This is a genomic window from Massilia sp. YIM B02769 (assembly GCF_030411995.1).
GTDB lineage: Bacteria > Pseudomonadota > Gammaproteobacteria > Burkholderiales > Burkholderiaceae_D > Telluria.
This window is the reverse complement of record NZ_JASNRC010000007.1, coordinates 58,918-81,861: the sequence shown is the minus strand read 5'-3', so window position 1 is coordinate 81,861 and position 22,944 is coordinate 58,918. Positions and strand designations below refer to the sequence as shown.

The 22,944-nt window shown below is 66.6% G+C and carries 20 protein-coding genes; 8 read left to right on the top strand and 12 right to left on the bottom strand.

The genetic code is table 11. The features are described from left to right. Nucleotides 1-5 precede the first annotated feature (5 nt). Both QPK31_RS12665 and QPK31_RS12660 read right to left on the bottom strand, forming a co-directional pair. Nucleotides 6-350, bottom strand: a complete 345-nt coding sequence (locus QPK31_RS12665) for a hypothetical protein (protein ID WP_290423292.1) — start codon at nt 348-350, stop codon at nt 6-8. Between the two features lie 80 nt (nt 351-430). Continuing rightward, nucleotides 431-1,672, bottom strand: a complete 1,242-nt coding sequence (locus QPK31_RS12660; protein ID WP_290423291.1) for a TIGR03862 family flavoprotein — start codon at nt 1,670-1,672, stop codon at nt 431-433. A gap of 163 nt (nt 1,673-1,835) precedes the next feature. Between QPK31_RS12660 and QPK31_RS12655 the strand changes: the two genes are divergently transcribed. The 5 genes from QPK31_RS12655 (at nt 1,836) to dctP (ending at nt 4,862) form a co-directional block, all read left to right on the top strand. Further along, nucleotides 1,836-2,225 (top strand): hypothetical protein, encoded by a 390-nt coding sequence (locus tag QPK31_RS12655; protein WP_290423290.1) that lies wholly within the window; start codon nt 1,836-1,838, stop codon nt 2,223-2,225. After that, nucleotides 2,222-2,425, top strand: coding sequence for a helix-turn-helix transcriptional regulator (locus QPK31_RS12650; RefSeq protein ID WP_290423289.1), 204 nt, complete (start codon nt 2,222-2,224; stop codon nt 2,423-2,425). Before QPK31_RS12655 ends, QPK31_RS12650 begins: the two co-directional genes overlap by 4 nt. Continuing rightward, nucleotides 2,422-3,363 (top strand): alpha/beta fold hydrolase, encoded by a 942-nt coding sequence (locus tag QPK31_RS12645; RefSeq protein ID WP_290423288.1) that lies wholly within the window; start codon nt 2,422-2,424, stop codon nt 3,361-3,363. Before QPK31_RS12650 ends, QPK31_RS12645 begins: the two co-directional genes overlap by 4 nt. Before the next feature lie 9 nt (nt 3,364-3,372). Beyond that, a complete protein-coding gene (locus QPK31_RS12640; RefSeq protein WP_290423287.1) occupies nt 3,373-3,600 on the top strand; it encodes a hypothetical protein in 228 nt (75 codons plus the stop codon). Between the two features lie 218 nt (nt 3,601-3,818). Then, a complete protein-coding gene (dctP, locus tag QPK31_RS12635) occupies nt 3,819-4,862 on the top strand; it encodes a TRAP transporter substrate-binding protein DctP (RefSeq protein ID WP_290423286.1) in 1,044 nt (347 codons plus the stop codon). Between the two features lie 172 nt (nt 4,863-5,034). Here the strand turns inward: dctP and moaD are convergent, their stop codons facing one another. The 6 genes from moaD to kbl all read right to left on the bottom strand — a co-directional run bounded on the left by moaD (nt 5,035) and on the right by kbl (nt 12,023). Then, nucleotides 5,035-5,292 (bottom strand): molybdopterin converting factor subunit 1, encoded by a 258-nt coding sequence (moaD, locus tag QPK31_RS12630; RefSeq protein WP_290423285.1) that lies wholly within the window; start codon nt 5,290-5,292, stop codon nt 5,035-5,037. 6 nt (nt 5,293-5,298) lie between these two features. Further along, nucleotides 5,299-6,519: a gephyrin-like molybdotransferase Glp gene (gene glp, locus QPK31_RS12625; RefSeq protein WP_374045806.1), complete on the bottom strand. Its 1,221-nt coding sequence runs from the start codon at nt 6,517-6,519 to the stop codon at nt 5,299-5,301. Between the two features lie 38 nt (nt 6,520-6,557). Then, a complete protein-coding gene (thrC, locus tag QPK31_RS12620; protein WP_290423283.1) occupies nt 6,558-8,033 on the bottom strand; it encodes a threonine synthase in 1,476 nt (491 codons plus the stop codon). 367 nt (nt 8,034-8,400) lie between these two features. Then, nucleotides 8,401-9,789 (bottom strand): L-serine ammonia-lyase, encoded by a 1,389-nt coding sequence (locus QPK31_RS12615; protein WP_290423282.1) that lies wholly within the window; start codon nt 9,787-9,789, stop codon nt 8,401-8,403. Between the two features lie 33 nt (nt 9,790-9,822). Continuing rightward, nucleotides 9,823-10,779 carry an NAD-dependent epimerase/dehydratase family protein gene (locus tag QPK31_RS12610; protein ID WP_290423281.1) on the bottom strand — a complete coding sequence of 319 codons (957 nt, stop codon included), beginning with the start codon at nt 10,777-10,779 and terminating at the stop codon, nt 9,823-9,825. A 29-nt stretch (nt 10,780-10,808) separates the two neighbouring features. Continuing rightward, entirely contained in the window at nt 10,809-12,023 is a 1,215-nt protein-coding gene (gene kbl, locus QPK31_RS12605; RefSeq protein ID WP_290423280.1) for a glycine C-acetyltransferase, read from the bottom strand. Nucleotides 12,024-12,219: 196 nt separating this feature from the next. Between kbl and QPK31_RS12600 the strand changes: the two genes are divergently transcribed. The 3 genes from QPK31_RS12600 to QPK31_RS12590 all read left to right on the top strand — a co-directional run bounded on the left by QPK31_RS12600 (nt 12,220) and on the right by QPK31_RS12590 (nt 17,309). After that, nucleotides 12,220-12,798: a helix-turn-helix domain-containing protein gene (locus QPK31_RS12600; RefSeq protein WP_290423279.1), complete on the top strand. Its 579-nt coding sequence runs from the start codon at nt 12,220-12,222 to the stop codon at nt 12,796-12,798. Between the two features lie 228 nt (nt 12,799-13,026). Next, the gene (locus QPK31_RS12595) at nt 13,027-15,513 is read left to right on the top strand and encodes a PAS domain-containing sensor histidine kinase (RefSeq protein WP_290423278.1); all 2,487 of its coding nucleotides are present in this window, start codon (nt 13,027-13,029) and stop codon (nt 15,511-15,513) included. Nucleotides 15,514-15,659: 146 nt separating this feature from the next. Then, nucleotides 15,660-17,309 (top strand): DUF4394 domain-containing protein, encoded by a 1,650-nt coding sequence (locus tag QPK31_RS12590; RefSeq protein WP_290423277.1) that lies wholly within the window; start codon nt 15,660-15,662, stop codon nt 17,307-17,309. A 230-nt stretch (nt 17,310-17,539) separates the two neighbouring features. Here QPK31_RS12590 and QPK31_RS12585 read toward each other — a convergent pair whose 3' ends face one another. From QPK31_RS12585 to QPK31_RS12570, 4 genes are all read right to left on the bottom strand, one after another. Next, a complete protein-coding gene (locus QPK31_RS12585) occupies nt 17,540-18,241 on the bottom strand; it encodes an anti-sigma factor domain-containing protein (RefSeq protein WP_290423276.1) in 702 nt (233 codons plus the stop codon). Next, on the bottom strand, nt 18,238-18,801 hold the full coding sequence (locus QPK31_RS12580) for a sigma-70 family RNA polymerase sigma factor (protein ID WP_290423275.1): 564 nt from the start codon (nt 18,799-18,801) through the stop codon (nt 18,238-18,240). Before QPK31_RS12580 ends, QPK31_RS12585 begins: the two co-directional genes overlap by 4 nt. Nucleotides 18,802-18,906: 105 nt before the next feature. Further along, nucleotides 18,907-21,042, bottom strand: coding sequence for a prolyl oligopeptidase family protein (locus QPK31_RS12575; RefSeq protein WP_290423274.1), 2,136 nt, complete (start codon nt 21,040-21,042; stop codon nt 18,907-18,909). A 321-nt stretch (nt 21,043-21,363) separates the two neighbouring features. Then, entirely contained in the window at nt 21,364-22,755 is a 1,392-nt protein-coding gene (locus QPK31_RS12570; RefSeq protein WP_290423273.1) for a tetratricopeptide repeat protein, read from the bottom strand. Nucleotides 22,756-22,944 lie beyond the last annotated feature (189 nt).

Below are 22,944 nucleotides of genomic sequence, written 5' to 3'. Positions count from 1 at the left end.
TGTGATCAGGCTTGCGGCGGGCCGCGCGGCTGGACGCTCCAGCGTGCCAGGAGGCGCACGCCTTCGCGGTGGGCGCCGGGCGGCGTGTCGAAGGACAGCGTGAGCGGAAGGAAGCTGGAAACCGGCAGCGGCAGCGCGAAGGCCAGCTGGGCGCTGTCCATGCAGAGCGCGCAGGCATCGTGGGCGCCGCCGCCGGGGAGCTTGCCGGGCTTGAGGCCCGCGTCTCCCTCCTGGACCAGCGAAGCGCCGCCGCGCGCACTGCCCCAGTCCGTTGCGACGTGCAGGATCGACGCCTGCTGCGCAAGCAGCAGCAGGAGCGACAACAGCAGGTGAACGATGGAGCGGGACATGAATCGAATCCAGACGACAAGCGGGCATTCTAACCGCATTGACAACGGCTTTGCTGGGGAGGCCCGATTTTATGTTGCGATCACACTGCCTTCAACCAGCGCAGCACGCCCTCGCCCGCTGCCCGTCCGCTGGCGAAGCAGGCAGTGAGCAGGTAGCCGCCGGTCGGCGCTTCCCAGTCGATCATCTCGCCGGCCACGAACACGCCGAGCGCGGCCTGCAGCATGCCGTTGGCATCCATGGACTCGAAGCGCACGCCGCCGGCGCTGCTGATCGCTTCGTCGATCGGGCGCGGGCGTTTCAATACCAGCGGCAGCGCCTTGATCGCCCCCGCCAGGCGCTCGGGGTCGTTGTAGCCGGCCGCATCCAGGCATTCGCGCAGCAGGCCGGCCTTCACGCCCTTGATGCCGAGCCGGCTTTGCAGGTGGCTGGCCATCGAACGCGCGCCGCGCGGGCGCAACACCTCGGCACGCACGCGCTGCGCGTCGTGGTCGGGCGCGAGGTCGAGCCAGATCGTGGTCGCGCCACGCGCGGCGATCTGGTCGCGCAGCGGCGCCGACAGGGCGTACACCAGGCTGCCCTCGATGCCGCTGGCGGTGACGACGAACTGGCCCCGTCGCCGTTCGCGTTGCCCTGCACGGTTTTCGTATTCGACCGCCACCGTGATCAGCGGCGCGCCGGCGTGCTTCTCGCTGAAGTGGGCGCTCCAGTCGGTGTCGAAGCCGCAGTTCGACGGCACCAGCGGCGCCACCTCGACGCCGCGCGCCGCCAGCAGCGGCACCCAGGCGCCGTCCGAGCCGAGCCGCGCCCAGCTGGCGCCGCCCAGGGCCAGGATGGTGGCGTCGGCCTCGACCAGGGTTTCGCCATCCGGCGTGGCGAAGACCAGCCGGCCGTCGCGCCAGCCTTGCCAGCGATGTCGCGTATGCAGGCGCACGCCGGACTCGCGCAGGCGATGCAGCCAGGCGCGCAGCAGCGGCGCCGCCTTCATTTCGAGCGGGAACACGCGGCCGGAGGTACCGACGAAGGTGTCGATGCCGAGGCCGTGGATCCAGTCGCGCACGCCCTGCGGCGTGAAGCGCGCCAGCCAGCGCGCCACCTCGAGGCTGCGTCCGGCGTAGCGGGCCACGAAGGCGTCGTAGGGTTCGGAATGTGTGATGTTCATGCCGCCCTTCCCCGCCAGCAGGAACTTGCGTCCGCTGGAAGCCATTGCGTCGTAGACGTCGACCGCCACGCCGCCTGCGGCCAGGACTTCGGCAGCCATCAGGCCGGCGGGGCCGCCTCCGATGATGGCAACGCGGGATGGGGATCGAGGAGATGCGGACATGCTGGCTGACGCTGAAATGGAGAGGCCGCATTGTAGTCGAGATCGGACCGGCAAGGCCAAATGTAAAGGGTGCTTGACATCGGTTTTTTGTTGATCTAGCATGTAAAGTATCCTTTACATAACCCCTTCATCGGAGCCGGAGATGAATAACATGCGGAGTGAAATGCGCCACGAAAAACGCGTCACCAGGACCTACCATCGCGAGCTGTTCGGCGCGATCGCGCTGTACACCCTGCTGCTGGTGGCGGCCATCCGCTTCGGCCGCCCGATGGAGGAAGGCGTGCTGCGCACCCTGGTGCTGGTGAGTCCGATGATCGGCTTCGGCGCCGCCATCTGGGCCATCGTGCGCCATCTGGCGCGGGTCGACGAATTCATCCGCAAGCAGCTCACGGAAAACGTCGCGCTGGCCGCCGCCATTACCGCCGGCCTCACCTTCACCTACGGCTTCCTCGAAACCGCCGGCTACCCGAAGCTGTCGATGTTCACGGTCTGGTGCGTGTTGTGCGGCACCTTCGGCATCGTGCAGGTCATCCGCAAGCTGACGGGCAAATGAAAAACCTCCTCCGCGAACTGCGCGCCGAACACGGCTGGAGCCAGGCCCACCTGGCCGAGCTGCTGGACGTGTCACGCCAGACCGTGATCGCGATCGAGAACGGCAAGTACGACCCCAGCCTGCCGCTCGCATTCGCCATCTCGAAAATCTTCCAGCAACCGATCGAAGCCATCTTCACCCCCGACCAGGAGCCAGCATGAAAGCAGCATTGTTGTTCGCATTGATCCTCGGCGCCGGCGCGCCCGCATTCGCACAGGACGCGCCGCAGCCTGCCAACCGGTTTGCCGCCACCATCGCACCCGCCGAGCGTTTTGACATCAAGGGCATGCTGGTCGAGCGCCACGGCAACGGCGCGAAACCGCTGGTCCTGATTCCCGGCCTGGCGACCGGGGGCTGGGTGTGGCAGGAGACGGTGCGCGAACTGGGGAACGGCCACACGATCTACGTCGTCACCCTGCCCGGCTTCGATGGGCGCCCCGTGCCTGCCGGCGACGCCGCTGCCGAGAACCGCTTCATGACAGCGAAGGCCACGCTGGCCGAACTGATCTCCTCTCGCCACCTCGCCAAGCCGGTACTGATCGGCCACAGCATCGGCGCGACGCTGTCGATCGCCCTTGCCGAAGACCTGCCCGATGCATTGGGCGGCGTGGTCGCCATCGACGGCTTGCCGGTGTTCCCGCGCACCGAGGACATGCCGACCGCCCAGCGCCCGGCGATGGGCGAAGCGGTTCGCAAGCAGATGGCTGCCGCAGTCGGGCCTGCCTTTGCCGCGCAGCAGAGACAGTACATGCGCACCATGGGCGTGGTCGACATGGGCAAAGCCGACGACATCGCCAAGCTCACCGCGCGCAGCGATCCGCTGGCGGTGGCGGACTACGCCGGCGCGGTGATGGCGCTCGACCTGCGCGCCGATCTGCCGAAAATCCGCGTTCCGGTGCTGGTCCTCGCGCCCTCCTTCGGCCCGGATGAAGCCCTGACGGGGATGTCCGGCGGCGAGAAGGTGGCGTATTATCGGGAACTGATGACCGGCACGCCGAAGCTGGACGTCAAACTCATCGACAACGCGCGCCACTTCGCCATGCTCGACCAGCCCCGCGCCGTGAACGACGCGTTGCGCCAGTTCCTGAACAACCTGTAAGGAGACACCATGCCCACCATGTCCCACTGGATCAGCCAGTACCTGTTCGCCGCCGGCTCGATGTTCGCGCTGCTCATCGCGGTCGACGTCCTGATTCGCGGCGAAGCCTTTGCCCGCGCCTGGCCGTCGGCCCTGGCCTGGTCGGTCGTCGCCTCGGCGCTGTTCATCGGGCGGCGTTTTTACAACATGCGCAAAGGGCTGGACTGCGCGGTCTGCGAGCGGCTGGACAAGAAATAACGCCGTTTTCCTCCTTGATCTACCTCAGGTCCGTCCTGCGGGACGGGCCGATACTGGCGTGCTCGCCGGCGAGTTATTCATCCTGCATTTGTTAAGTCAACAATATTCTTCTTGACATGGGATGTCATGGGAATATTCTTATGCAGACGCAGGTGAACGATGCAGCCCCATGATGGGCGCACGATTTGCCGGCCGTTCAATCATCTTGGAGGATGAGTATGTCGGAAATGTCACGGCCATCACTGGCTCGCAGGACAGTACTGGGTGCGCTCGCGTCCAGTCCTTTGTGGCTCGGCAGCGCATGGGCCGCTTCGCAGTCGATGAAGATCTCGCATCAATTCCCTGGCGGTAGCATCACGGAAGGCGACTTCCGCGACCGCCTGTGCCGCATGTTTGCCACCGAGGTGGAAAAACGCACGCGCGGCAGCCTGAAGTTCTCGATCTACCCGAATTCCGCGCTGATGCAGCCGAACGCCCAGTTCGGCGCGCTGCGCAAGGGCAGCCTCGACCTGGCGCTGGTGCCGCTGTCGTATGCCGGCGCCGAATCGCCGGAAGCGAACATCGGCCTGATGCCGGGCCTGGTGACGTCGTACCAGCAAGGCTATGCCTGGAAGAACGCCGACGTCGGCAAGGAACTGATGCGCATCCTGGACAGCCAGGGCCTGGTCGTGATCAGCTGGATCTGGCAGGCCGGCGGCGTGGCCTCGCGCGGCGCCGAGCCGATCCTGCGGCCGGAACAGGTGCAGGGCCTGAAAGCCCGCGGCGGTTCGCACGAGATGGACCTGATCCTGCAGGACGCCGGCGCCACGATCGTCAACATGCCGTCCAACGAGATCCGCGACGCCATGAAGAGCGGCGCGCTGGACGCGGCGTTCACCTCATCGACGTCGCTGATCACCTTCCGCCTGGCCGACGTGGCGCGCTCGCTGACCACGGCGCGCGGCGGCGGCTACTGGTTCATGCTGGAGCCGCTGATGATGTCGAAGACGGTCTTCTCGCGCCTGACCAGGCAGCAGCAGGAAGCGATCATGACGGTCGGCGCGGACCTGGAAAAATTCGCGCTGCGCCAGGCGATGGCCGACGACCAGGCGGTGGCCGGCTATTATTCGCGCGCCGGTGCGCAGGTGGCGGACATGGATGCCGAGTCGCTGAAGCAGTGGCAGGCGGTGGCGCGTACCACGGCCTGGCGCGAGTTCGGCGGGCGCAGCGACAACTGCGCGAAGCTGCTGGCGCTGGCCGAGAAGTCGATCGCGGCGTTGTAACTGGTAGGGTGGACGGGTTTCCCGTCCACGCGTTCAACGAGCGCCAGAATCCGTAGGGTGGGCGCCCCGTGCCCACGCGTGAAACATGAACATTGTTGGGCAAGCTGGACGCCAATCAAGCCAACAATGATTTACGTTCACGCGTGGGCACAGGGCGCCCACCCTACGCCTTTCAACCGCCGGTAACAGGCGGGAAGAACGCCACTTCCCCACCTTCGACAATCGCCGTCTCCGGCGCGCACATCACATGGTTGAACGCCATGCGCAGCGCACGCCCGTGCGCCAGGGTCTCGGCCCAGACGCCGCCGCGTGCGATCAGGTAGTCGCGTACCGCACCCACGGTGCGCACGTCCTCGGGCAGGTCGACGCGCTCCTGCGCCAGGCCCAGGGCCTCGCGCACGGAGGCAAAGAATTTCAGTTCGATCTGCATGGTCGTTTAATGCTGGAGTTCGGCAAAGGGAATGAAGCGCACGATGTCGCCTTCATTGATGACGCGTCCCGGCGGGTTGTCGACCAGGCCGTCGCCCCACACGGTGGAAGTCAGCACGCCCGAGCCCTGGTTGGTGAACAGCTCCAGGCCGCCACCGGCATTCACGCGCACGCGCAGGAACTCGTTGCGGCGGTCGGCTTTCGGCAGGTTGAAGTCGGCGCGCATCCCGTAGGCGCGCGGCTCGACCGGCCCGCTCACGCCCTGCAGGCGCAGCAGGAAAGGCCGCACGAACAGCAGGAAGGTGATGAAGCTCGACACCGGGTTGCCCGGCAGGCCGATGAAGTAGCTCGAACCACCGTCCCTGTTCACCTGGCCGAACGCCAGCGGTTTGCCCGGCTTGACGGCGATCTGCCACATGTTCAGCTGCCCTTCCGCTTCCACGGCCGGCTTGATGTGGTCTTCCTCGCCCACCGACACACCGCCCGAGGTGATGATCAGGTCATGCTCGCGCGCCGCTTCGCGCAGCGTGGCGCGGGTGGCGTCGAGCGAATCGGGCACGATGCCGTAGTCGGTGAATGCGCAGCCGAAGTTTTCCAGCAGGCCGCGCAGGGTGAACCGGTTCGAGTTGTAGATCGCGCCCGGCGCCAGCTGGCCATTCGGTGCTTCGCCCGGCATGGTCAGCTCGTCGCCGGTGAAGAACACGGCCACGCGCACGCGGCGGCGTACCGGCAGTGTCGCCAGGCCAACCGAGGCAGCCAGTCCCAGTTCCTGGCTGCGCAAACGCGTGCCGGCGGCCAGGATGGTCGAGCCGGCGACGATGTCTTCGCCGGTGCGGCGAATCCACTCGCCGGCCTTGGGCGTGTGGCGGATCACAACGTTGTCGCCCTGGGCTTCGCACTGCTCCTGCATCACCACGGCGTCCGCCCCTTGCGGGATCATGGCGCCGGTGAAGATGCGCGCGGCGGTGCCGAATTCCAGGGGCTCGCCGACGACGCCGGCCGGAATGCGCTGGGCCACGCGCAGCGAGGCGCCGCCATTCACACAATCGGCGGCGCGCACGGCATAGCCATCCATTTGCGTGTTGTCGGCCGAGGGCACGTCGATGGTCGAGGCCTGGTCCGCGGCCAGCACGCGGCCATTCGCGTCGAGCGTGGCCACCTGCTCGATATCCGCTACGGGATGCACGGCGGCGAGCAGCGTGTCGAGCGCTTCGCGCACGGTCAGCATCGCGCGCGGCGCAAGTTTCTCAATCGTTGGTGTCATGGTTACAGTCCGGTATGCGCGGCGATGAAGGTCTTCATTTCGTCGACGTTCGGGCGCATCAGCACGAATTTCTGGGGCAGCGCTTCGAGTTCTTCGAAGCCGGCCGGACGCGCGGCATCGACGCCGATCGCTTCGAGGATGGTCTCGTTGAACTTGGCGGCCAGCGCGGTTTCGAGCACGATCATCGGCACGCCCTCGGCCAGGTGCTCGCGCGCGACCTTGATGCCGTCGGCGGTGTGGGTGTCGACGGTGATGCCATAGTCGTCGTAGGCCATGCGGATGGTGTCGAGGCGGTCGGCATGGGTCGACTTGCCCGAGGCGAAGCCATATTCGCCGACGCGCGCGAACTCGTCGCCGTCGCTGCCCGGCCCGCCCGAGAGGTCGAAGCCGCCGTGGGTGTCGACCTTGCGGAACAAGGCGGCAGTGCGCTCGCTGTCCTGGCCGACCAGGTCGTAGACGAAGCGCTCGAAGTTCGAGGCCTTCGAGATGTCCATCGACGGGCTGCTGGTGTGCCAGGTCTCGGCGCTCTTCCTCACGCGGTAGACGCCGGTGCGGAAGAATTCGTCGAGCACGTCGTTCTCGTTGGTGGCGACCACGAGTCGATCGATCGGCAGGCCCATCATGCGCGCGATGTGGCCGGCGCAGATGTTGCCGAAGTTCCCGGACGGGACGGTGAACGAGACCTTTTGCTCGTTGCTGCTCGTGGCAGCGAGGTAGCCGCGGAAGTAATAGACCACCTGGGCGACGACGCGTGCCCAGTTGATCGAGTTCACGGTGCCGATCTTGTGGCGCGCCTTGAAGGACAAATCGTTCGAGACGGCTTTCACCATGTCCTGGCAGTCGTCAAACACGCCTTCGACCGCGATGTTGAAGATGTTCGGGTCCTGCAGGCTGAACATCTGGGCGGTCTGGAAGGCGCTCATCTTCTCGTTCGGCGAGAGCATGAACACGCGCACGCCGCGCTTGCCGCGCATCGCGTACTCGGCGGCGCTGCCGGTGTCGCCCGAGGTGGCGCCGAAGATGTTCAGCTCATCGTCGTTCTTGGCCAGCGCGTATTCGAACAGGTTGCCGAGCAGTTGCATGGCCATGTCCTTGAAGGCCAGGGTCGGGCCGTTCGACAGGGCTTGCAGGATCAGCTTGCGGCCGTTCTCGTCTTCGAGGGTGCGCAGCGGTGTGATGTCGGCGGCGGATTCGCCTTCGCGCGCGTTGCGGTAAACCTCGGGGGTGTAGGTCTTGGCGGTGAGCGCTTTCAGGTCGGCGTCCGGAATGTCGGTCGCGAACTTGCGCAGGATTTCATAGGCCAGCTCGGCGTAGGACAGCTGGCGCCAGGCGGTCAGCTCGTCGTTCGTCACCTGCGGGTAGGTGGCCGGCATGAACAGACCGCCATCGGGGGCCAGGCCGCCGAGCAGGATGCTCGAGAAGGTTTCCGGATTGCGGGAAGCGGACGCGCTCGTTGCGCGGGTAGACACATATTGCATACGTAAATGATCCGGTTGGGCTCGCGTTGATTCTTTTATTATAGTGCGGGCCGGCAGATCCTGTATGTGTGGTCGAGATTGTGTGATCGTGGAGACAGGAGCGCTCCACCGACGTAACCGCAACTGGCGGCGTCAACCGTACGGTGGGCACTCCGTGCCCACGCGGAACGATGCGCCGTGTTTGCCGCATTCAAATCGAAACCGACGCGATATCGTAACGCCTCAATCGGCGCCGCGTTAACGCGTCGGTTTCGATGTGGCACAGGCTAACACCACGCCGGCTTCCGCGTGGGCACGGGGTGCCCACCGTACGGTCAACGCATCCGGCCCGATTCCCTGAGCGGGAATGCGATGCGCCCAGCTCCGATCAGCAAGCCGCGTGATTCACGGTCACAACGTGCACCGCCAAGCCACCCAGCGAAGTCTCCTTGTACTTCGCCTGCATGTCCGCCCCCGTCTGGCGCATGGTCTCGATCACGTTGTCCAGGCTGACGAAGTGGGTGCCGTCGCCCTTCAGCGCCAGCGAAGCCGCCGTGATCGCCTTGATCGCGCCCATGCCGTTGCGCTCGATGCAGGGAATCTGCACCAGCCCGCCGATCGGATCGCAGGTCATGCCGAGGTGGTGTTCGATGCCGATTTCGGCCGCGTTCTCGATGCGCTCGTTCGAGCCGCCCAGCGCCGCCACCAGGCCGGCCGCCGCCATCGCGCAAGCCACGCCGACTTCGCCCTGGCAGCCGACTTCGGCGCCCGAGATCGAGGCGTTCTTCTTGCACAGCATGCCGATCGCCGACGAGGTCAAGAGAAAATCGCGGATGCCGGCGACCGGGTCGCTCGGACGGCAATCCTCGGCGTAGTAGCGCAGCACCGCCGGGATGATGCCGGCCGCGCCATTCGTCGGCGCGGTCACCACGCGCCCGCCGGCCGCGTTCTCTTCGTTCACCGCCATCGCGTACAGGGTCACGTGGTGGGTCGCGTCGTGCGGCAGTTCGTTGACGCGCCTGCCCTCGTTGCAGTGGGCCTGCTTCCACAGTGTGGCCGCGCGGCGCTTGACGTTCAGGCCGCCCGGCAGCTGCCCTTCGGTGACCAGGCCGTGGGCGATACAGTCGCGCATCGTGACCCAGATGCGGTCCAGGCCCGCATCCAGCTCCGCCTCGCTCATACGCGCCAGCTCGTTCGCGCGCAGCATGTGCGGGATCGTCAGGCCGTGCTGCTTGCCGTGGGCCAGCAGCTCGCTCATCGTGTCGAAGGGGAACGGTACGCCCACCTGCGGCGCTTCTGCGGCGCGCGTCTGCGCTTCGCCGGCCGCGGTGATGAAGCCGCCGCCCACCGAATAATAGATGCGCTCGATGACGCTGCCATCCTTCAGTTGCAGCACGAAGCGCATGCCGTTCGGGTGCTCGGGCAGGGTCGAGGTCTTGTGCCATACCAGGTTGCTGCGCGCCGTGAACGGCACTTCGTGCGTGCCGAGCAGGCGCAGCACGCCGTCGAGTTCCGCCTCGGCCAGCTTGTCCTCGACCGTGTCCGGGTCGATGTCCTGGGGCGTCTCGCCCATCAGGCCTAGGATCACCGCCTTGTCGGTGGCGTGGCCGACGCCGGTCAGCGCCAGCGACCCGTACAGGTGGGCTTCGACACCCACCGCGTCGTCCAGCGCGCCAGACTCCAGCAGGAAGCGGCGCGCCGCCACCATCGGCCCCACCGTGTGCGAGCTCGATGGCCCGATACCGATCTTGAACAGATCGAAAACGCTCATGTCCATCTTTGTCTCCGGCTTTTCTTATTATGCGATGGCTTACGCGGTGGCGCCGACGTCGATGTTCTCGAGCATGCTCGACACCATCTCTTCGATACCGACGCGTGCCTTCCAGCCCCAGTCGGCGCTCGCGCGGCTGTCGTCCAGGCTCTTCGGCCAGGTATCGGCAATCGCCTGGCGGCTGTCCGGTTTGTAGGCGACCTCAAATGCCGGCACGGCTTGCTTGATGGCGGCGGCCAGTTCGCGCGGGTTGAACGACACGCCGGCGACGTTGTACGAGGAGCGGATCTTCACCTGTTCGCTTGGGGCGTCCATCAGCTCGATGGTGGCGCGGATCGCGTCCGGCATGTAGATCATCGGCAGCGTGGTTTCCGGGCCGAGGAAGCATTCATAGGTCTCGCCCTTCAGTGCCGCGTGGAAGATGGCGATCGCGTAGTCGGTGGTGCCGCCGCCCGGTGGCGACTTGAAGCTGATGATGCCCGGGTAGCGGATCGAACGCACGTCCACGCCGTACTTGGTGTGGTAATACTCGCACAGGCGCTCGCCGGCGAGTTTACTGATGCCGTAGATCGTGGTCGGGTCCATCACCGTGTACTGCGCGGTGTTCTCGGCCGGGGTGTTCGGCCCGAAAGCGGCGATCGACGATGGCCAGAACACCTTCAGCGGTTTGCCGGCTTCGCCGCGTTCGCGCGCGACTTCGAGAATGTTCAGCAGGCCGTCCATGTTCAGGGTCCAGGCTTTCAAAGGCGCCTTTTCGCCGGTGGCCGACAGCAGTGCGGCCAGCTGGTAGACCTGGGTGATGCCTTCGTCGGCGATGACTTGCGCCAGCTTGTCCTTGTCCAGCACGTCGAGCTGGGCGTAGCGCGCCGCGCCGTAGACGTTGTTGCTGCCGATGTCGGTGGCGAGCACATTCCCGGCGCCGTGTTGTTCTGCGAGTGCGGAAACCAGTTCGCTGCCGATCTGGCCGTTGGCGCCGATGATGAGGAGACGTTCCATTTGCTGATATTCCTTGAAGCCTGATTGATTTAATTATTCTTGAGGATGCCGAGCTCTTTGCCGGCCTGCTCGAAGGCGGCCAGCACGGTATCGAGCTGTTCTCGGGTATGCGCGGCCGACAGCTGGACGCGCACGCGCGCCTGGCCCATCGGCACCACCGGGTAGAAGAAGCCCGACAGCAGCACGCCGAGTTCGAACATGCGCGCCGCGAATTTCTGCGCCACCGGCGCGTCGAACAGCATCACCGGCACCACCGGGTGGGTGCCCGGCTTGATGGTGAAGCCGATGCGCTCGATCTCCTGGCGGAAGTAGGCGGTGTTTTCCATCAGGCGGTCGCGCAGTTCGGTCGACTTGCCGATCCGTTCCAGCACGGCGAGCGAGGCGCCGGCGATCATCGGCGCCAGGGTGTTCGAGAACAGATAGGGACGCGACTTCTGGCGCAGGGTCTCGATGACTTCCTTGCGGCCCGAGGTAAAGCCGCCCATCGCGCCGCCCAGGGCTTTACCGAGGGTGCCGGTGATGATGTCGATGCGGCCGATCACGCCGCAGTGCTCGTGGGTGCCGCGGCCGGTGGCGCCGAGGAAGCCGGAAGCGTGCGATTCGTCGATGAGCGTGAGCGCGCCGTACTTGTCGGCCAGGTCGCAGATTTTATCCAGCTGGGCGATGGTGCCGTCCATCGAGAAAGCGCCGTCGGTGACGATTACCTTGTGGCGCTTGCCGGCGGCGGTGGCTGCCTGCAGCTGGGCTTCCAGGTCGGCCATGTCGTTGTTGGCGTAGCGGTAGCGCGCGGCTTTGCACAGGCGGATGCCGTCGATCAGCGAGGCGTGGTTCAGGGCGTCGGAGATGATGGCGTCGTTCTCGTCGAACAGCGGCTCGAACACGCCGCCGTTGGCGTCAAAAGCCGCTGCGTACAGGATGGTGTCTTCGGTGCCGAGGAACTTCGAGAGCGCCTGTTCCAGTTCCTTGTGCACGGTTTGCGTGCCGCAGATGAAGCGCACCGACGACAGGCCGTAGCCGTACTTGGCCAGCGCGGCTTCCGCGGCCTTTTGGGTCTCAAGGTCGCCCGACAGGCCCAGGTAGTTATTCGCGCACATGTTGATCAGGGTACGGCCATCGCTGGATTCGACGACGGCGCCCTGGCGCGACGCCAGCACGCGCTCGGGCTTGAACAGGCCCTGGTCGCGCAAGGTCGACAGATTGTTCTGCAGACCAGTATAAAAGGCGTTCTTCGCTTGTTCGCTCATGTGATTTCCCTGTCTGTGGTTGCCGGCTTGACCGGCTGTTGGACTATGCTGTACCGTTGACCGCTTGCCGTACCGGTTCGATGCTGTGCTGCGTTTTCGCTATCTCGAACCAAAATTCAATATAATGAATATTACGCCGACCTGTTGAACTTGGCAAGGTGCGGCGCTCCTCCATTTACCCGAGCTGTCTGTAGAGATGAAAACCGTGGTCACGACCAATAACGCCCCGCCGGAAGTCGGCGCCACCCTGCAACGCCTGCGCCTGGCGCGCGGCCTGACGCTGGAAGACCTGTCGCGCATCGCGGGGGTATCGAAGTCGATGCTGTCCCAGATCGAGCGCGAAAAGGCCAATCCTACCATCGCCATCACCTGGCGTCTGGCCAACGCGCTGGGCGTGCAGATCGGCGAACTGCTGGCCTCGGAAACCCGCGACGTCGAAGCCATCCGCGTGCTGGACGCCCACGAAACCCCGACCCTGCCCGGCACCCACGCCGGCTATACCCTGCGCATCCTGGGACCGATGGAACTGGCCGGCCAGTACGAGTGGTACGAACTGACCCTGGCGCCGGGCGGCGAACTGGCGTCCCAGGCCCACGATCCGGGCACCAAGGAGCACATGACGGTGATTAACGGCACGCTCGAGATCGAGGTCGGCACCTCGAAACGCAAGGTCAAGGCGGGGGGTACGGCGCGCTATCCGGCCGACCAGGACCACATATTGCGCAATGTCGGGAAGACCGAGGCCAAGGCGCTGCTGGTGGTGGTGCACCGCTAGCGCCGCAAACGGGTGCGGGGATACCCCTCTCCTGGCAGCATCTTCTTGCGGGACGGCGATGTGACTTTACGGTACCGGGCTTTGAACTGTTGGTAGATATATGCCAAAATGAAAGACATCTACCAACAAGCGTCCTCCACTCGTCGCTCGCATGCTTTCATCCCGTCGCGCTCCCGCATTTCCCGCTCCCGCTTGTCCCGACCCGCGCGCCGCGCTCCAGGTGCCGACATGAGTCCGCTTACCCTCGAACTCGGCGCGTTCGACTGGAGCACGACACCGCTTGGCCCGCGCGAACAGTGGCCGGCCGCGCTGGAGGCGATCTTCTCCATGATGCTCGATTCGCCGCTATCGATGTGCGCGACCTGGGGCGAGAAACAGACCCTGCTCTACAACGCCGCCTACGCGCCCTTCCTGGCCAAGCGCCACCCGGCGGCGCTGGGCCAGCCCATCTACGAGGTCTCGTCCGACGTCTGGAACGATATCGGCCCGCTGGTGGAGCGCGTGCATGCCGGCGAATCGGTGCACTTCAGCGACATGTACCTGTGCATGACACGCAACGGCTACGAGGAAGACACGTGGTGGTCGTTTGCCTATAGTCCCGTGCGCGACCGGGGCAGGATCATGGGCCTGCTGGATATCGCGACCGAGACCACGGCCGGCGTGATCGCGGCGCGTCAGCGCGACGCTGCCGAGCTCGAACTGCGTGCGCGCAACCTGGCGCTGGAAAACGAGATCGTGGCGCGCAGGGACGCCGCCAGGCGCTTCTCCACCCTGATCGAACACCTTCCCGTCGGCGTCTGCCTGGTGGACGGGGGCGGCCGCTGCCTGTTGCAGAACCCGGTCTTCAAGACGTTCCTGTCTGAAGCCGAGCTGCCCCTGCATGCGGCGCAACAGGTGCGCGCGCGCTGGCGCGGATATGACATGCAGGGACGCTTGCTTTCCCCCGAGAACTATCCCGATGCCCGGGCCCTGCGCGGCGAGCTGGTGACGCCAGGCGATGAATTCCTGCTCACCCGCGCAGACGGCACGGAATCCTGGATCGCCGTCAGCGCGGTGCCTCTGGTCGACAGCGGTGGCATGCAAGCGGGGGCGATTCTTGTCATCGACGACATCGACGCGCGCAAACGCGTGCTGATCGATCTCGAACGGCAGGTTGCCGAGCGCTCCCGGGACCGCAACGCCCTCTGGACCCTGTCGTCGGACATCATGTTGCGCTGCACCTTCACGGGAGTCATCACGGCAACCAATCCGGCCTGGGCGGCGGTGCTTGGATGGCGCGAGCATGAGCTGATCGGATCGAACCTGTTCGACCTCATCCACCCGGACGACATGGAGCACACGATCGCCGGCGCCCAGGAACTGTCGCAAGGCATCGGGCACAGCCGCTTCGACAACCGCTACCGCCACCGCGACGGCAGTTACCGCTGGATCTCGTGGTCGACCCGCTCGGCCGAGGACCTGATCAACGCGGTCGGCCGCGACTTCACGCGCGAGAAAGAGCAAATGGCCGAGCTCGAGGCAATGCAGAATGCCCTGCGCCAAAGCCAGAAGATGGAAGCCGTCGGCCAGCTGACCGGCGGCCTGGCGCACGACTTCAACAATCTACTGGCAGGCATTTCCGGCGCCCTGCAGCTGATGCAGGTGCGCATGCAGCAGGGCCGTTTCCAGGATTTCGAGCGCTACATCACGACGGCGCTGGGCGCGTCGCGCCGGGCGGCGGCGCTGACGCATCGCCTGCTGGCCTTTTCGCGCCAGCAGACGCTGATGCCCAAGCCGACCGACGTCAACCGGCTGGTTGCGGACATGCGCGAGCTGATCGAGCGTACCGTCGGGCCGGCCACGCGCATCGAGGTGTTCTGCGAGCCCGGTGCCTGGACCGCCCTGGTCGATGCGCCGCAACTCGAGAATGCCCTCCTCAACCTGTGCATCAATGCCCGCGACGCGATGCCCGATGGCGGCGCCGTGCGCATCCAGACCGCGAACCGGTCGATGGACGCGCGGGCTGCGCGCGAGCACGGCCTGGCCCCCGGCCAGTACCTGGCGCTGAGCGTGAGCGACACCGGCAGCGGCATGTCCCCGGAAGTCATCGCCCGCGCCTTCGAGCCCTTCTTCACCACCAAGCCGATCGGCCAGGGCACCGGTCTCGGCCTGTCGATGATCTATGGCTTTGCCCAGCAGTCGGGCGGCCAGGTGCGCATCGAGTCCGCCATCGGCACGGGAACGACGGTCAGCATCTTCCTGCCGCGCCACCATGGCGCGGGCGACGACGAGGGCGACGCCGCCGGCGCCACGGCCGCGCCCCGGGCGCTTGAACCGGCCGCCCAGCGTGCCACCGTGCTGGTGGTGGACGACGAGCCCGCCGTGCGCATGCTGGTCATCGACATCCTGCAAGACCTGGGCTGCGCCTGGATCGAGGCGGCCGACAGTGCGGCCGGTCTCGCGATCCTGCAGTCGGATGCGCGGATCGACCTGCTGGTGTCCGACGTTGGCTTGCCCGGCGGCATGAACGGACGCCAGATGGCCGACGCCGGGCGCATCTCTCGCCCGGGGATGGGGGTGCTATTCATCACGGGCTACGCGGAAACGGCTGTGCTCGACAATGGCTACTTGCAGCCCGACATGGCGGTGCTGACCAAGCCGTTCTCGATCGACGCCATGGCAGAGCGCATCCGGGCGATGACCGAGAGCGGGGCGCGGGCGGCGCCGAACAGGTGAGCTTGCGGCTTTCATAAAATATTTTCATCGGACTGCATCCAAGAACGGATCGGCCGCGTAGTACGGGTATGGCAGCGTGTTCGACAGCCTCGAACGCCTTGCCGACGACCCCTGATACGCAGTGCCAACCCTGGAGGAAGCCGACCATGAATACCGCATTTCCGAAACTGATCCTCGCCTCGTCGATCGCACTGGCCCTGGCGGCCTGCGGCAGCAACAGCCACCACGACGATGTGGGCACCCCTGCTCCGACGCCGAATCCGCCGGTCATGACGGCCGGCGACATCTTCGCCCTCACCGCCAGCAACAAGCTGGTCTCCTTCAACCGCGACGCGCCCGGCACCGTGCGCACGACGGTCGCCGTGACCGGCCTGCAAAGCGGCGAGAACCTGATCGGCATCGACTTCCGCCCGGCCAACGGGCTGCTGTACGCGGTCGGCAGCAGCGGCCGCATCTACACGCTCGACACCGCCAGCGGCGCCGCCACCCTGAAGGCGACCCTGGCCGCCGATCCGGCCGACACCACGGCGCCGTTCACGGCGCTGGCCGGCAGCGACTTCGGGGTCGACTTCAATCCTGTCGCCGACCGCCTGCGCATCGTCAGCAATACCGGGCAAAGCCTGCGCATCAACGTCGACACCGGCGCCACCACCACCGACGGCAACATCAACGGCGGCGCGGCGAATGCGGCCGTCAGCGCCGCCGCGTACACGAATTCCTTCGCCGGCACCGCCAGCACCGCGCTCTACGTGCTCGACACCGCGAGCGACACGCTCTACCTGCAGAATCCGCCGAACGACGGCACCCTGAGCATGCCGGTGGCGCTGGGCGTGGATGCCGGCGCGGCGAACGGCCTCGACATTGACGCCCGCACCAACACCGGCTATGCCGTGCTGACGGTGGGCGGCGCGCGCAGCCTGTACACGATCAACCTGGCCGCGACCGCGAACGCGGCAAGCGCCGTCGGCACGGTTGGCGTCACCGAGGACATTCGCGGCATCGCCCTGCGCCCCCCCCAGGCGCCGACCCTGCTCGGCCTGACCGACGACGGGCGCCTGGTCACGTTCAAGCACACGGCGCCGAACACGGTCGACGCCTCGGTGGCGCTGAGCGGCATGGCCGCCGGCGAGACCCTGCTCGGCTTCGACATTCGCCCGAAGGACGGCCTGCTGTACGGGATCACTTCGAACGCGCGCATCGTGACGATCGACCCGGCCAGCGGCGCGGCCACCGTCAAGGCCACCCTCTCCGCCGACGCCGCCGATACCAGCGCGCCCTACACGGCGATTGCCGGCAGCGCCTTTGCGGTGGACTTCAACCCGGCCGCCGACCGCCTGCGCGTGATCGGCAACACCGGGCAAAGCCTGCGCATCAATGTCGATACCGGCGCCACCACGACCGACGGCGCCATCAACCGCGCCGGCGCCGCGCCGGTGGTGACGGCCGCCGCCTACACCAACAGTTATGCCGGTGCGGCCAGCACCATGCTCTACGATATCGACGGCGCCAGCGCCAGCCTGGCGCTGCAGAATCCGCCGAACGACGGCACGCTGGTGAATGTCGGGGCGCTGGGCCTTGCAGTGCAGGGTGAAGGCGGCATGGACATCGTGGGCGGCGCCAACGGCCTGGTGCTGGCGGCCCTGCGCACGGCGGTGAATGGCCCGTCGTCGCTGTACCGCATCGACCTGGCTACCGGTGCGGCCACGCCCGTGAACGGCGCGGCGACGCCTGCCACGTCGGTGATCGGTAGCGGCTTGCCGGGCCTGCGCGACCTCGCGATCTGGATGAAACCGTAGGGTGGACGGCTGCACCCGGGACGGTGCACCGAGGCGGCATTCGCGCCGTCCACGCGTTCAACCCGGGCCTGCACCGAGGCGCGGTATCACGACGCCGGCCTTCCGCCGCCGGCTGGACGCGTAACTGCACGGCGGCGTCGTGTCAGGTTGACTCTGATTTAATGCTGGCTGGACGCGTGGACGGCGCATACGCCGCGGGATGCGCCACCACCACGGCGGAGCCGTCCACCCTACAACTGCACGGCGCGGCCGATGTAGAGGATCGGGCCGGTCGGGCGGTTCAGCGGCGAGCCGGTCTTCGGTTCGAGCGTGATCTCGAACAGCTGGTTCGGCTGCAGCGGCGGCAGCTTCGCCAGCGACACGTCGACCGTCTCGCCCGGCTTCACCAGGCCCAGCGAGACCGGGCCTTTCCAGTCGTCGGCCTTGGTCCACAGCTGCAGGGATTTGTCGTCCGGCACGGTTGTAGGCCCGAGCGGGACCAGCTTGATGCTGCCGGCGCCGCTCGCCTGCAGCACCCAGCCCGGTGCCGCGTTCGACGGCGCAGCCAGCACCACGGTGTAGCGCGGCGCAGCTGTTTGCTGCGGCAGCCACAGGGCCAGCATCAGCGCCGCCGCGAACCCGGTCGCAGCCAGACCGCGCCAGAAATTCAGGCGTGCATGCCATTTCGGCGCCACATCTGTCCGCAGCGCCGCCGGACGCGCCAGGTGCGCCAGCGACGCCTCGATCCGCAGCCACAGCTGCGCCGATGGGGCAAGGGGTTCGGCGAGGACGGTCAGCGGCAGCAGCCGGGCTTCCCACGCCTGTACGGCGGCGCGCAGGGCCGCGTCGTGCGGCAAAGCCAGCTCCACGCTGCGGCGTTCGCCCGGCTCCAGCGTGCCGAGCACATATTCGCCGGCAAGCGCCTCGATATCGTCGTCTGGCGGCGGGGTCATCCCATGCACTCCTTCAAAGCATTCAGGCCACGTTTGATCCAGGCCTTGATGGTGCCGAGCGGCGACTGCATGCGTTGCGCAATCTCGGCGTGCGAACAGCCGTCGACATAGGCGTACAGGATGCTGTTGCGCTTGGCTTCGTCGAGACCGACCAGGCAGTCGTGCAGGCGGCCCATGTCCTGCTGGCGCTCGAAGGCGTCGGGCAAGCCCGCCGCGTGCGAAACCGCCTCGGCCTCGATCGCGTCCAGACCTTCCTGTCCGAGCTGCAGCTCGCGGCCGCCGGCGCGCACCACGCTCAGCGCCTGGTGCCGGACCACGCTATAGATCCAGCCACGGCCCTCGCCGCGGGCGGGATCGAAGCTGGCCGCCCGTGTCCAGATATTCAGGAAGGCATCGTGCAGCACGTCCTCCGCCACCTGGCGGCGGCGCACGATGCGCAGGGCAACGCCCAGCAGGCGCCGGCCGTCGCGGTCGTAGATGCTGCGCAAGGCGCGGTCATCGCCGCGCGCGCACGCAGCCAGGGCCGCGTCGTAATCGAAATGGTCGTGCGCTGTGAGCAAGATGGCCTTTCCAGGACGGGCGAATCGAGAACCTGACAGTGAAACAACGCACCGGGCGCCCAAAGGCGCACCGGTGCGTCGCGTCTTCTACTACGTCCGGCAAACTTACATGTTCAAGGCCTTGCTCAGGAAGCCCCAACGGTCCGCGACTTCCTCGATCTGCTTGGCGGTCGGTTTACCCGCGCCGTGGCCGGCCTTGGTGTCGATGCGGATGATCATCGGATTGCAGCCGGCCTGCGCAGCCTGGGCGGCGGCGGCAAACTTGAAGCTGTGCGCCGGCACCACGCGGTCGTCGTGGTCGGCGGTGGTGATCATCGTCGCCGGATACTGCGTGCCTGGCTTCAGGTTATGCAGCGGCGAATACTTCACCAGCGCCTTGAATTCCTCCGGGTTTTCCGACGAACCGTAGTCCGAGGTCCAGGCCCAGCCGATGGTGAACTTGTGGAAGCGCAGCATGTCGAGCACGCCGACCATCGGGATCGCCGCGCCGAACAGGTCCGGGCGCTGGGTCATCGCCGCACCGACCAGCAGGCCGCCGTTGCTGCCGCCGCCGATTGCCAGCTTCGATGGCGAGGTCACCTTGTTGTCGACCAGCCACTGCGCCGCGCCGATGAAGTCGTCGAACACGTTCTGCTTCTGCAGCTTGGTGCCGGCCTGGTGCCACGACTCGCCGTACTCGCCGCCGCCGCGCAGGTTGGCCACGACATACACGCCGCCCATTTCCATCCAGGCCAGGTTGGCCGGCGAGAAGCCCGGGGTCATCGAGATGTTGAAGCCGCCGTAGCCGTACAGGTAGGTCGGGTTGCTGCCGTCGAGTTTCAGGCCCTTCTTCGAGACGATGAACATCGGCACCTTGGTACCGTCGCGGCTGGTGAAGAACTGCTGGCGGGTTTCGTAGGCGTTCGGGTCGAAGTCGACCTTCGGCTGGCGGAACACCTCGGTCTTGCCGCTGGCCACATCCATGCGGTAGATGGTGGTCGGCGTGGTGAAACCGGTGAACGAGAAGAAGGTTTCCTTATCGCTGCGCTTGCCGGTGAAGCCCGACACCGAACCGATGCCCGGCAGCTTGATCTCGCGTACCAGCTTGCCGTTGAGGTCGCTCACGCGCACGACGCTGCGCGCATCCTTCAGGTACTCGGTGATCAGGCGGTCGCCGATGATGTGGGCGCCGTTCAGGGTCTCGCCGGTCTCGGCGACGACCTGCTTCCAGTTGGCCTCGGCAGGTTTACGCACGTCGATGGCGACGATGCGCTGGCGCGGGGCCTTGCGGTCGGTGCTGAAGTAGAACACGTCGCCGACATTGTCGATGAAGTCGTAGGCGGCGTCGAAGTTGTCGATCAGCGGCACGACTTTCGCGTCAGGCTTCGACAGGTCCTTGATGAAGATGCGGTACTTGTGCGCGGTGCCCTTGGTCGCGGTGATCAACAGGTATTTGCCGTCGTCGGTGGTCTGGGCGCGGAAGCCCCATTCCTTCTGGTCCGGACGGTCGTAGACCAGGGTGTCGGCGCTTTGCGGGGTGCCGATCTTGTGGAAGTAAAGTTTCTGGTGGTAGTTGACGGCGGCCAGCTTGGTTGCCTCGGTCGGCTCGTCGTAGCGGCTGTAGAAGAAGCCCTTGCCGTCCTTCGTCCAGGCGGTCTGCGAGAACTTGACCCACTTCAGGTGGTCTTCCAGGTCCTTGCCGCTGTCGATGTCGCGCACCTTCCACTCGTTCCAGTCCGAACCCGAGGCAGCGGTGCCGTAGGCCATCAGCTTGCCGTCGGGGCTGACCTCGACACCGGCCAGTGCGACGGTACCGTCGGCGGCCAGGGTGTTCGGGTCGAGCAGCATGCGCGGCTCGTCGGACAGGTTCTTCATCGTGTACAGAACCGACTGGTTCTGCAGGCCGTCGTTGCGGCTGTAGAAGTAGCGGCCGCCTTCCTTCGACGGCACCGAGTAGCGCTCGTAGTTCCACAAGGTCGTCAGGCGCTCCTGGATCGCCTTGCGCTGCGGGATCTGGGCCAGGTAGGCCTGGGTCACCGCGACCTGGGCGTCGACCCACTTCTTGGTGTCGGCGCTGTTGGCGTCTTCCAGCCAGCGGTAAGGGTCGGCGATGGTGGTGCCGTGGTAGTTGTCGGTCTGTTCGACCTTTGCCGTGACCGGGTAGGTCAGCTTGGAACCGGCCGGGCAGGATGCCGGCTCGGCGGCGTGGGCGCCAAAGGCCATCATCAGGGCCAGGACGAGCGTTGCGTGTCTCTTGTGCATATTGTTCTCGGAACCTTGTGTCGGGAAAGGCGGATGTGCCGGCGGGAATCATAACGCACAACGCGGCGGTGCGCGACTGTACGGAGGCCTCGACCCTGGCGTTCCAGGAAATGGGGGAGACGGCAGAACGCCCGTCAATACAGGGCGCGCGCCGAATGGGACAGGCCGGACTCCGGCCCTGCTGGCTTGTCATACAGCCGATCATATGCACCAGGGATGACCCGAATTCGATGGCGTCATCCGGCGCTTGCGGCTCGACGGCGGGCTGCAAGTACTGGACAGGGGCGACACTCGGCCCCGGGGTTGCGGCCGCCTCCTTCCCTATCTGGTGTGCCGCCCCGCCGCCTCCCGATGACTCAGCTGCCACTTGTGCGACAGATCGATCGCATGCCCGATCTCCGACGGACTGAGCCGCCGCGCCACGATGGTCTTGTTGACGTTGGCCGTCGCATCGCCGCCATCGGCCGCCAGCAGCATCCACATGTAGGCCCGCACCGGGTCGCGCGCCACGCCGCGGCCGCTGTTGTACATGCCGCCGAGGTTGTACTGGGCCAGCGCATGGCCCTGCTCGGCTGCCTGCGTGTACCAGTAGACGGCGCGGCGGTCGTCCTGCTGCACGCCCTGGCCGCTGGCGAACATCACGCCCAGGTTGTTCTGGGCGCTGGCGTCGCCCTGGTCGGCGGCCAGGCCGTACCAGTGGGCGGCGCGGACGTCGTCGCGTTCGACGCCCTGGCCGTTGGCGTAGATGACGCCGAGGTTGAACTGGGCGTTCGGCGCGCCCTGCTCGGCCGCGCGCCGGTACCAGTCGAAGGCGCGCTGCGGGTCGACCGGGGCGCCGCGCCCGTGCGCGTACATGTTGGCCAGGTTGTACTGGGCGCCGATGTGGCCGTGGCTGGCCGCGCGCGTATACCACTCGATGGCGCGCGGCTCGTCGCGCTCGGTGTGACGGCCGTCGGCATACAGGGTGCCGAGGATGAACTGGGCTTCGCGGTCGCCGTGGTTGGCGGCGCGCTGCAGCCAGGCCAGGGCGCGCCGCGGGTCGGCCTTGACGCCCAGGCCGTCGGCATAGGCCAGGCCGAGCTGGCGCTGGGCGCCGCGCTCGCCGGCCGCGGCGGCCTGGCGGAACCAGTACAGGGCCTGCGTGTCGCTGGCATCCACGCCCTGGCCGCGCTTGATCATCAGCCCGAGATTCAGCTGGGCCGGGGCGTTTCCCTGCAGCGCCGCCTTGCGGAACCAGGCCATGGCCAGCGGATGATGAATGGCCGCGCCCAGGCCGTGCAGGTAGCACTCGCCCAGCAGGTTCTGGGCGCTGGCCACGCCCTGCTCGGCCGCGCGGTAGTACCAGGACAGGGCGCGCTCGTAGTCCTGCTTGAGGCCGCGCCCCTTGCGGTACATGTGGCCGAGGTTTTGCTGGGCCGAGGCGTCGCCCTGGTCGGCGGCGAGGCGGAACCAGCGCGCGCTTTCGGCATCGCAGGCCTCGACGCCGCGGCCATGGTAGTACATGGCGCCGAGGTGGTTCTGGGCAAAGGCCAGGCCCTGCAGGGCGGCCTGGCGCAGCCAGCGGAAGGCGGCGGCATCGTTGCGCTCGACGCCCTCGCCCTTCTTGTACAGCAGGCCGAGGTTGAACTGGGCGTAAGGATTGCCGCGCTCGGCGGCTTCGCGGAACCACACGTAGGTCTGATGGCTCTCGCGGTGGAGCTTTTGGCGGTTCATGCTCGTTCCCCGGCAGATGGACGTGTGTATGCGCGGCTGCCCTACGCACATCGAAGAGGAGACGGGCGTGGCAGCCTGATAAGTATTAGCAAAATTTTAACGACGGAGAAAGGCGGGAGTTTGACTGCGCGCAATCGTGTCCGCCTGCGCGCCAACAAAAAAGCCCGCCAGGCTGCTGCGTGGCGGGCT

What these genes read in the sequence shown, in the direction of transcription:
- QPK31_RS12575 (WP_290423274.1), bottom strand. Translation starts at nt 21,042, where the DNA reads ATGCACAAGAGACACGCAACGCTCGTCCTGGCCCTGATGATGGCCTTT.
- QPK31_RS12595 (WP_290423278.1), top strand. Translation starts at nt 13,027, where the DNA reads ATGAGTCCGCTTACCCTCGAACTCGGCGCGTTCGACTGGAGCACGACA.
- QPK31_RS12645 (WP_290423288.1), top strand. Translation starts at nt 2,422, where the DNA reads ATGAAAGCAGCATTGTTGTTCGCATTGATCCTCGGCGCCGGCGCGCCC.
- QPK31_RS12600 (WP_290423279.1), top strand. Translation starts at nt 12,220, where the DNA reads ATGAAAACCGTGGTCACGACCAATAACGCCCCGCCGGAAGTCGGCGCC.
- dctP (WP_290423286.1), top strand. Translation starts at nt 3,819, where the DNA reads ATGTCGGAAATGTCACGGCCATCACTGGCTCGCAGGACAGTACTGGGT.
- QPK31_RS12590 (WP_290423277.1), top strand. Translation starts at nt 15,660, where the DNA reads ATGAATACCGCATTTCCGAAACTGATCCTCGCCTCGTCGATCGCACTG.
- QPK31_RS12615 (WP_290423282.1), bottom strand. Translation starts at nt 9,789, where the DNA reads ATGGACATGAGCGTTTTCGATCTGTTCAAGATCGGTATCGGGCCATCG.
- QPK31_RS12650 (WP_290423289.1), top strand. Translation starts at nt 2,222, where the DNA reads ATGAAAAACCTCCTCCGCGAACTGCGCGCCGAACACGGCTGGAGCCAG.
- QPK31_RS12640 (WP_290423287.1), top strand. Translation starts at nt 3,373, where the DNA reads ATGCCCACCATGTCCCACTGGATCAGCCAGTACCTGTTCGCCGCCGGC.
- glp (WP_374045806.1), bottom strand. Translation starts at nt 6,519, where the DNA reads ATGCTGACCGTGCGCGAAGCGCTCGACACGCTGCTCGCCGCCGTGCAT.
- QPK31_RS12655 (WP_290423290.1), top strand. Translation starts at nt 1,836, where the DNA reads ATGCGCCACGAAAAACGCGTCACCAGGACCTACCATCGCGAGCTGTTC.
- QPK31_RS12570 (WP_290423273.1), bottom strand. Translation starts at nt 22,755, where the DNA reads ATGAACCGCCAAAAGCTCCACCGCGAGAGCCATCAGACCTACGTGTGG.
- thrC (WP_290423283.1), bottom strand. Translation starts at nt 8,033, where the DNA reads ATGCAATATGTGTCTACCCGCGCAACGAGCGCGTCCGCTTCCCGCAAT.
- QPK31_RS12585 (WP_290423276.1), bottom strand. Translation starts at nt 18,241, where the DNA reads ATGACCCCGCCGCCAGACGACGATATCGAGGCGCTTGCCGGCGAATAT.
- kbl (WP_290423280.1), bottom strand. Translation starts at nt 12,023, where the DNA reads ATGAGCGAACAAGCGAAGAACGCCTTTTATACTGGTCTGCAGAACAAT.
- QPK31_RS12610 (WP_290423281.1), bottom strand. Translation starts at nt 10,779, where the DNA reads ATGGAACGTCTCCTCATCATCGGCGCCAACGGCCAGATCGGCAGCGAA.
- QPK31_RS12665 (WP_290423292.1), bottom strand. Translation starts at nt 350, where the DNA reads ATGTCCCGCTCCATCGTTCACCTGCTGTTGTCGCTCCTGCTGCTGCTT.
- QPK31_RS12660 (WP_290423291.1), bottom strand. Translation starts at nt 1,672, where the DNA reads ATGTCCGCATCTCCTCGATCCCCATCCCGCGTTGCCATCATCGGAGGC.
- moaD (WP_290423285.1), bottom strand. Translation starts at nt 5,292, where the DNA reads ATGCAGATCGAACTGAAATTCTTTGCCTCCGTGCGCGAGGCCCTGGGC.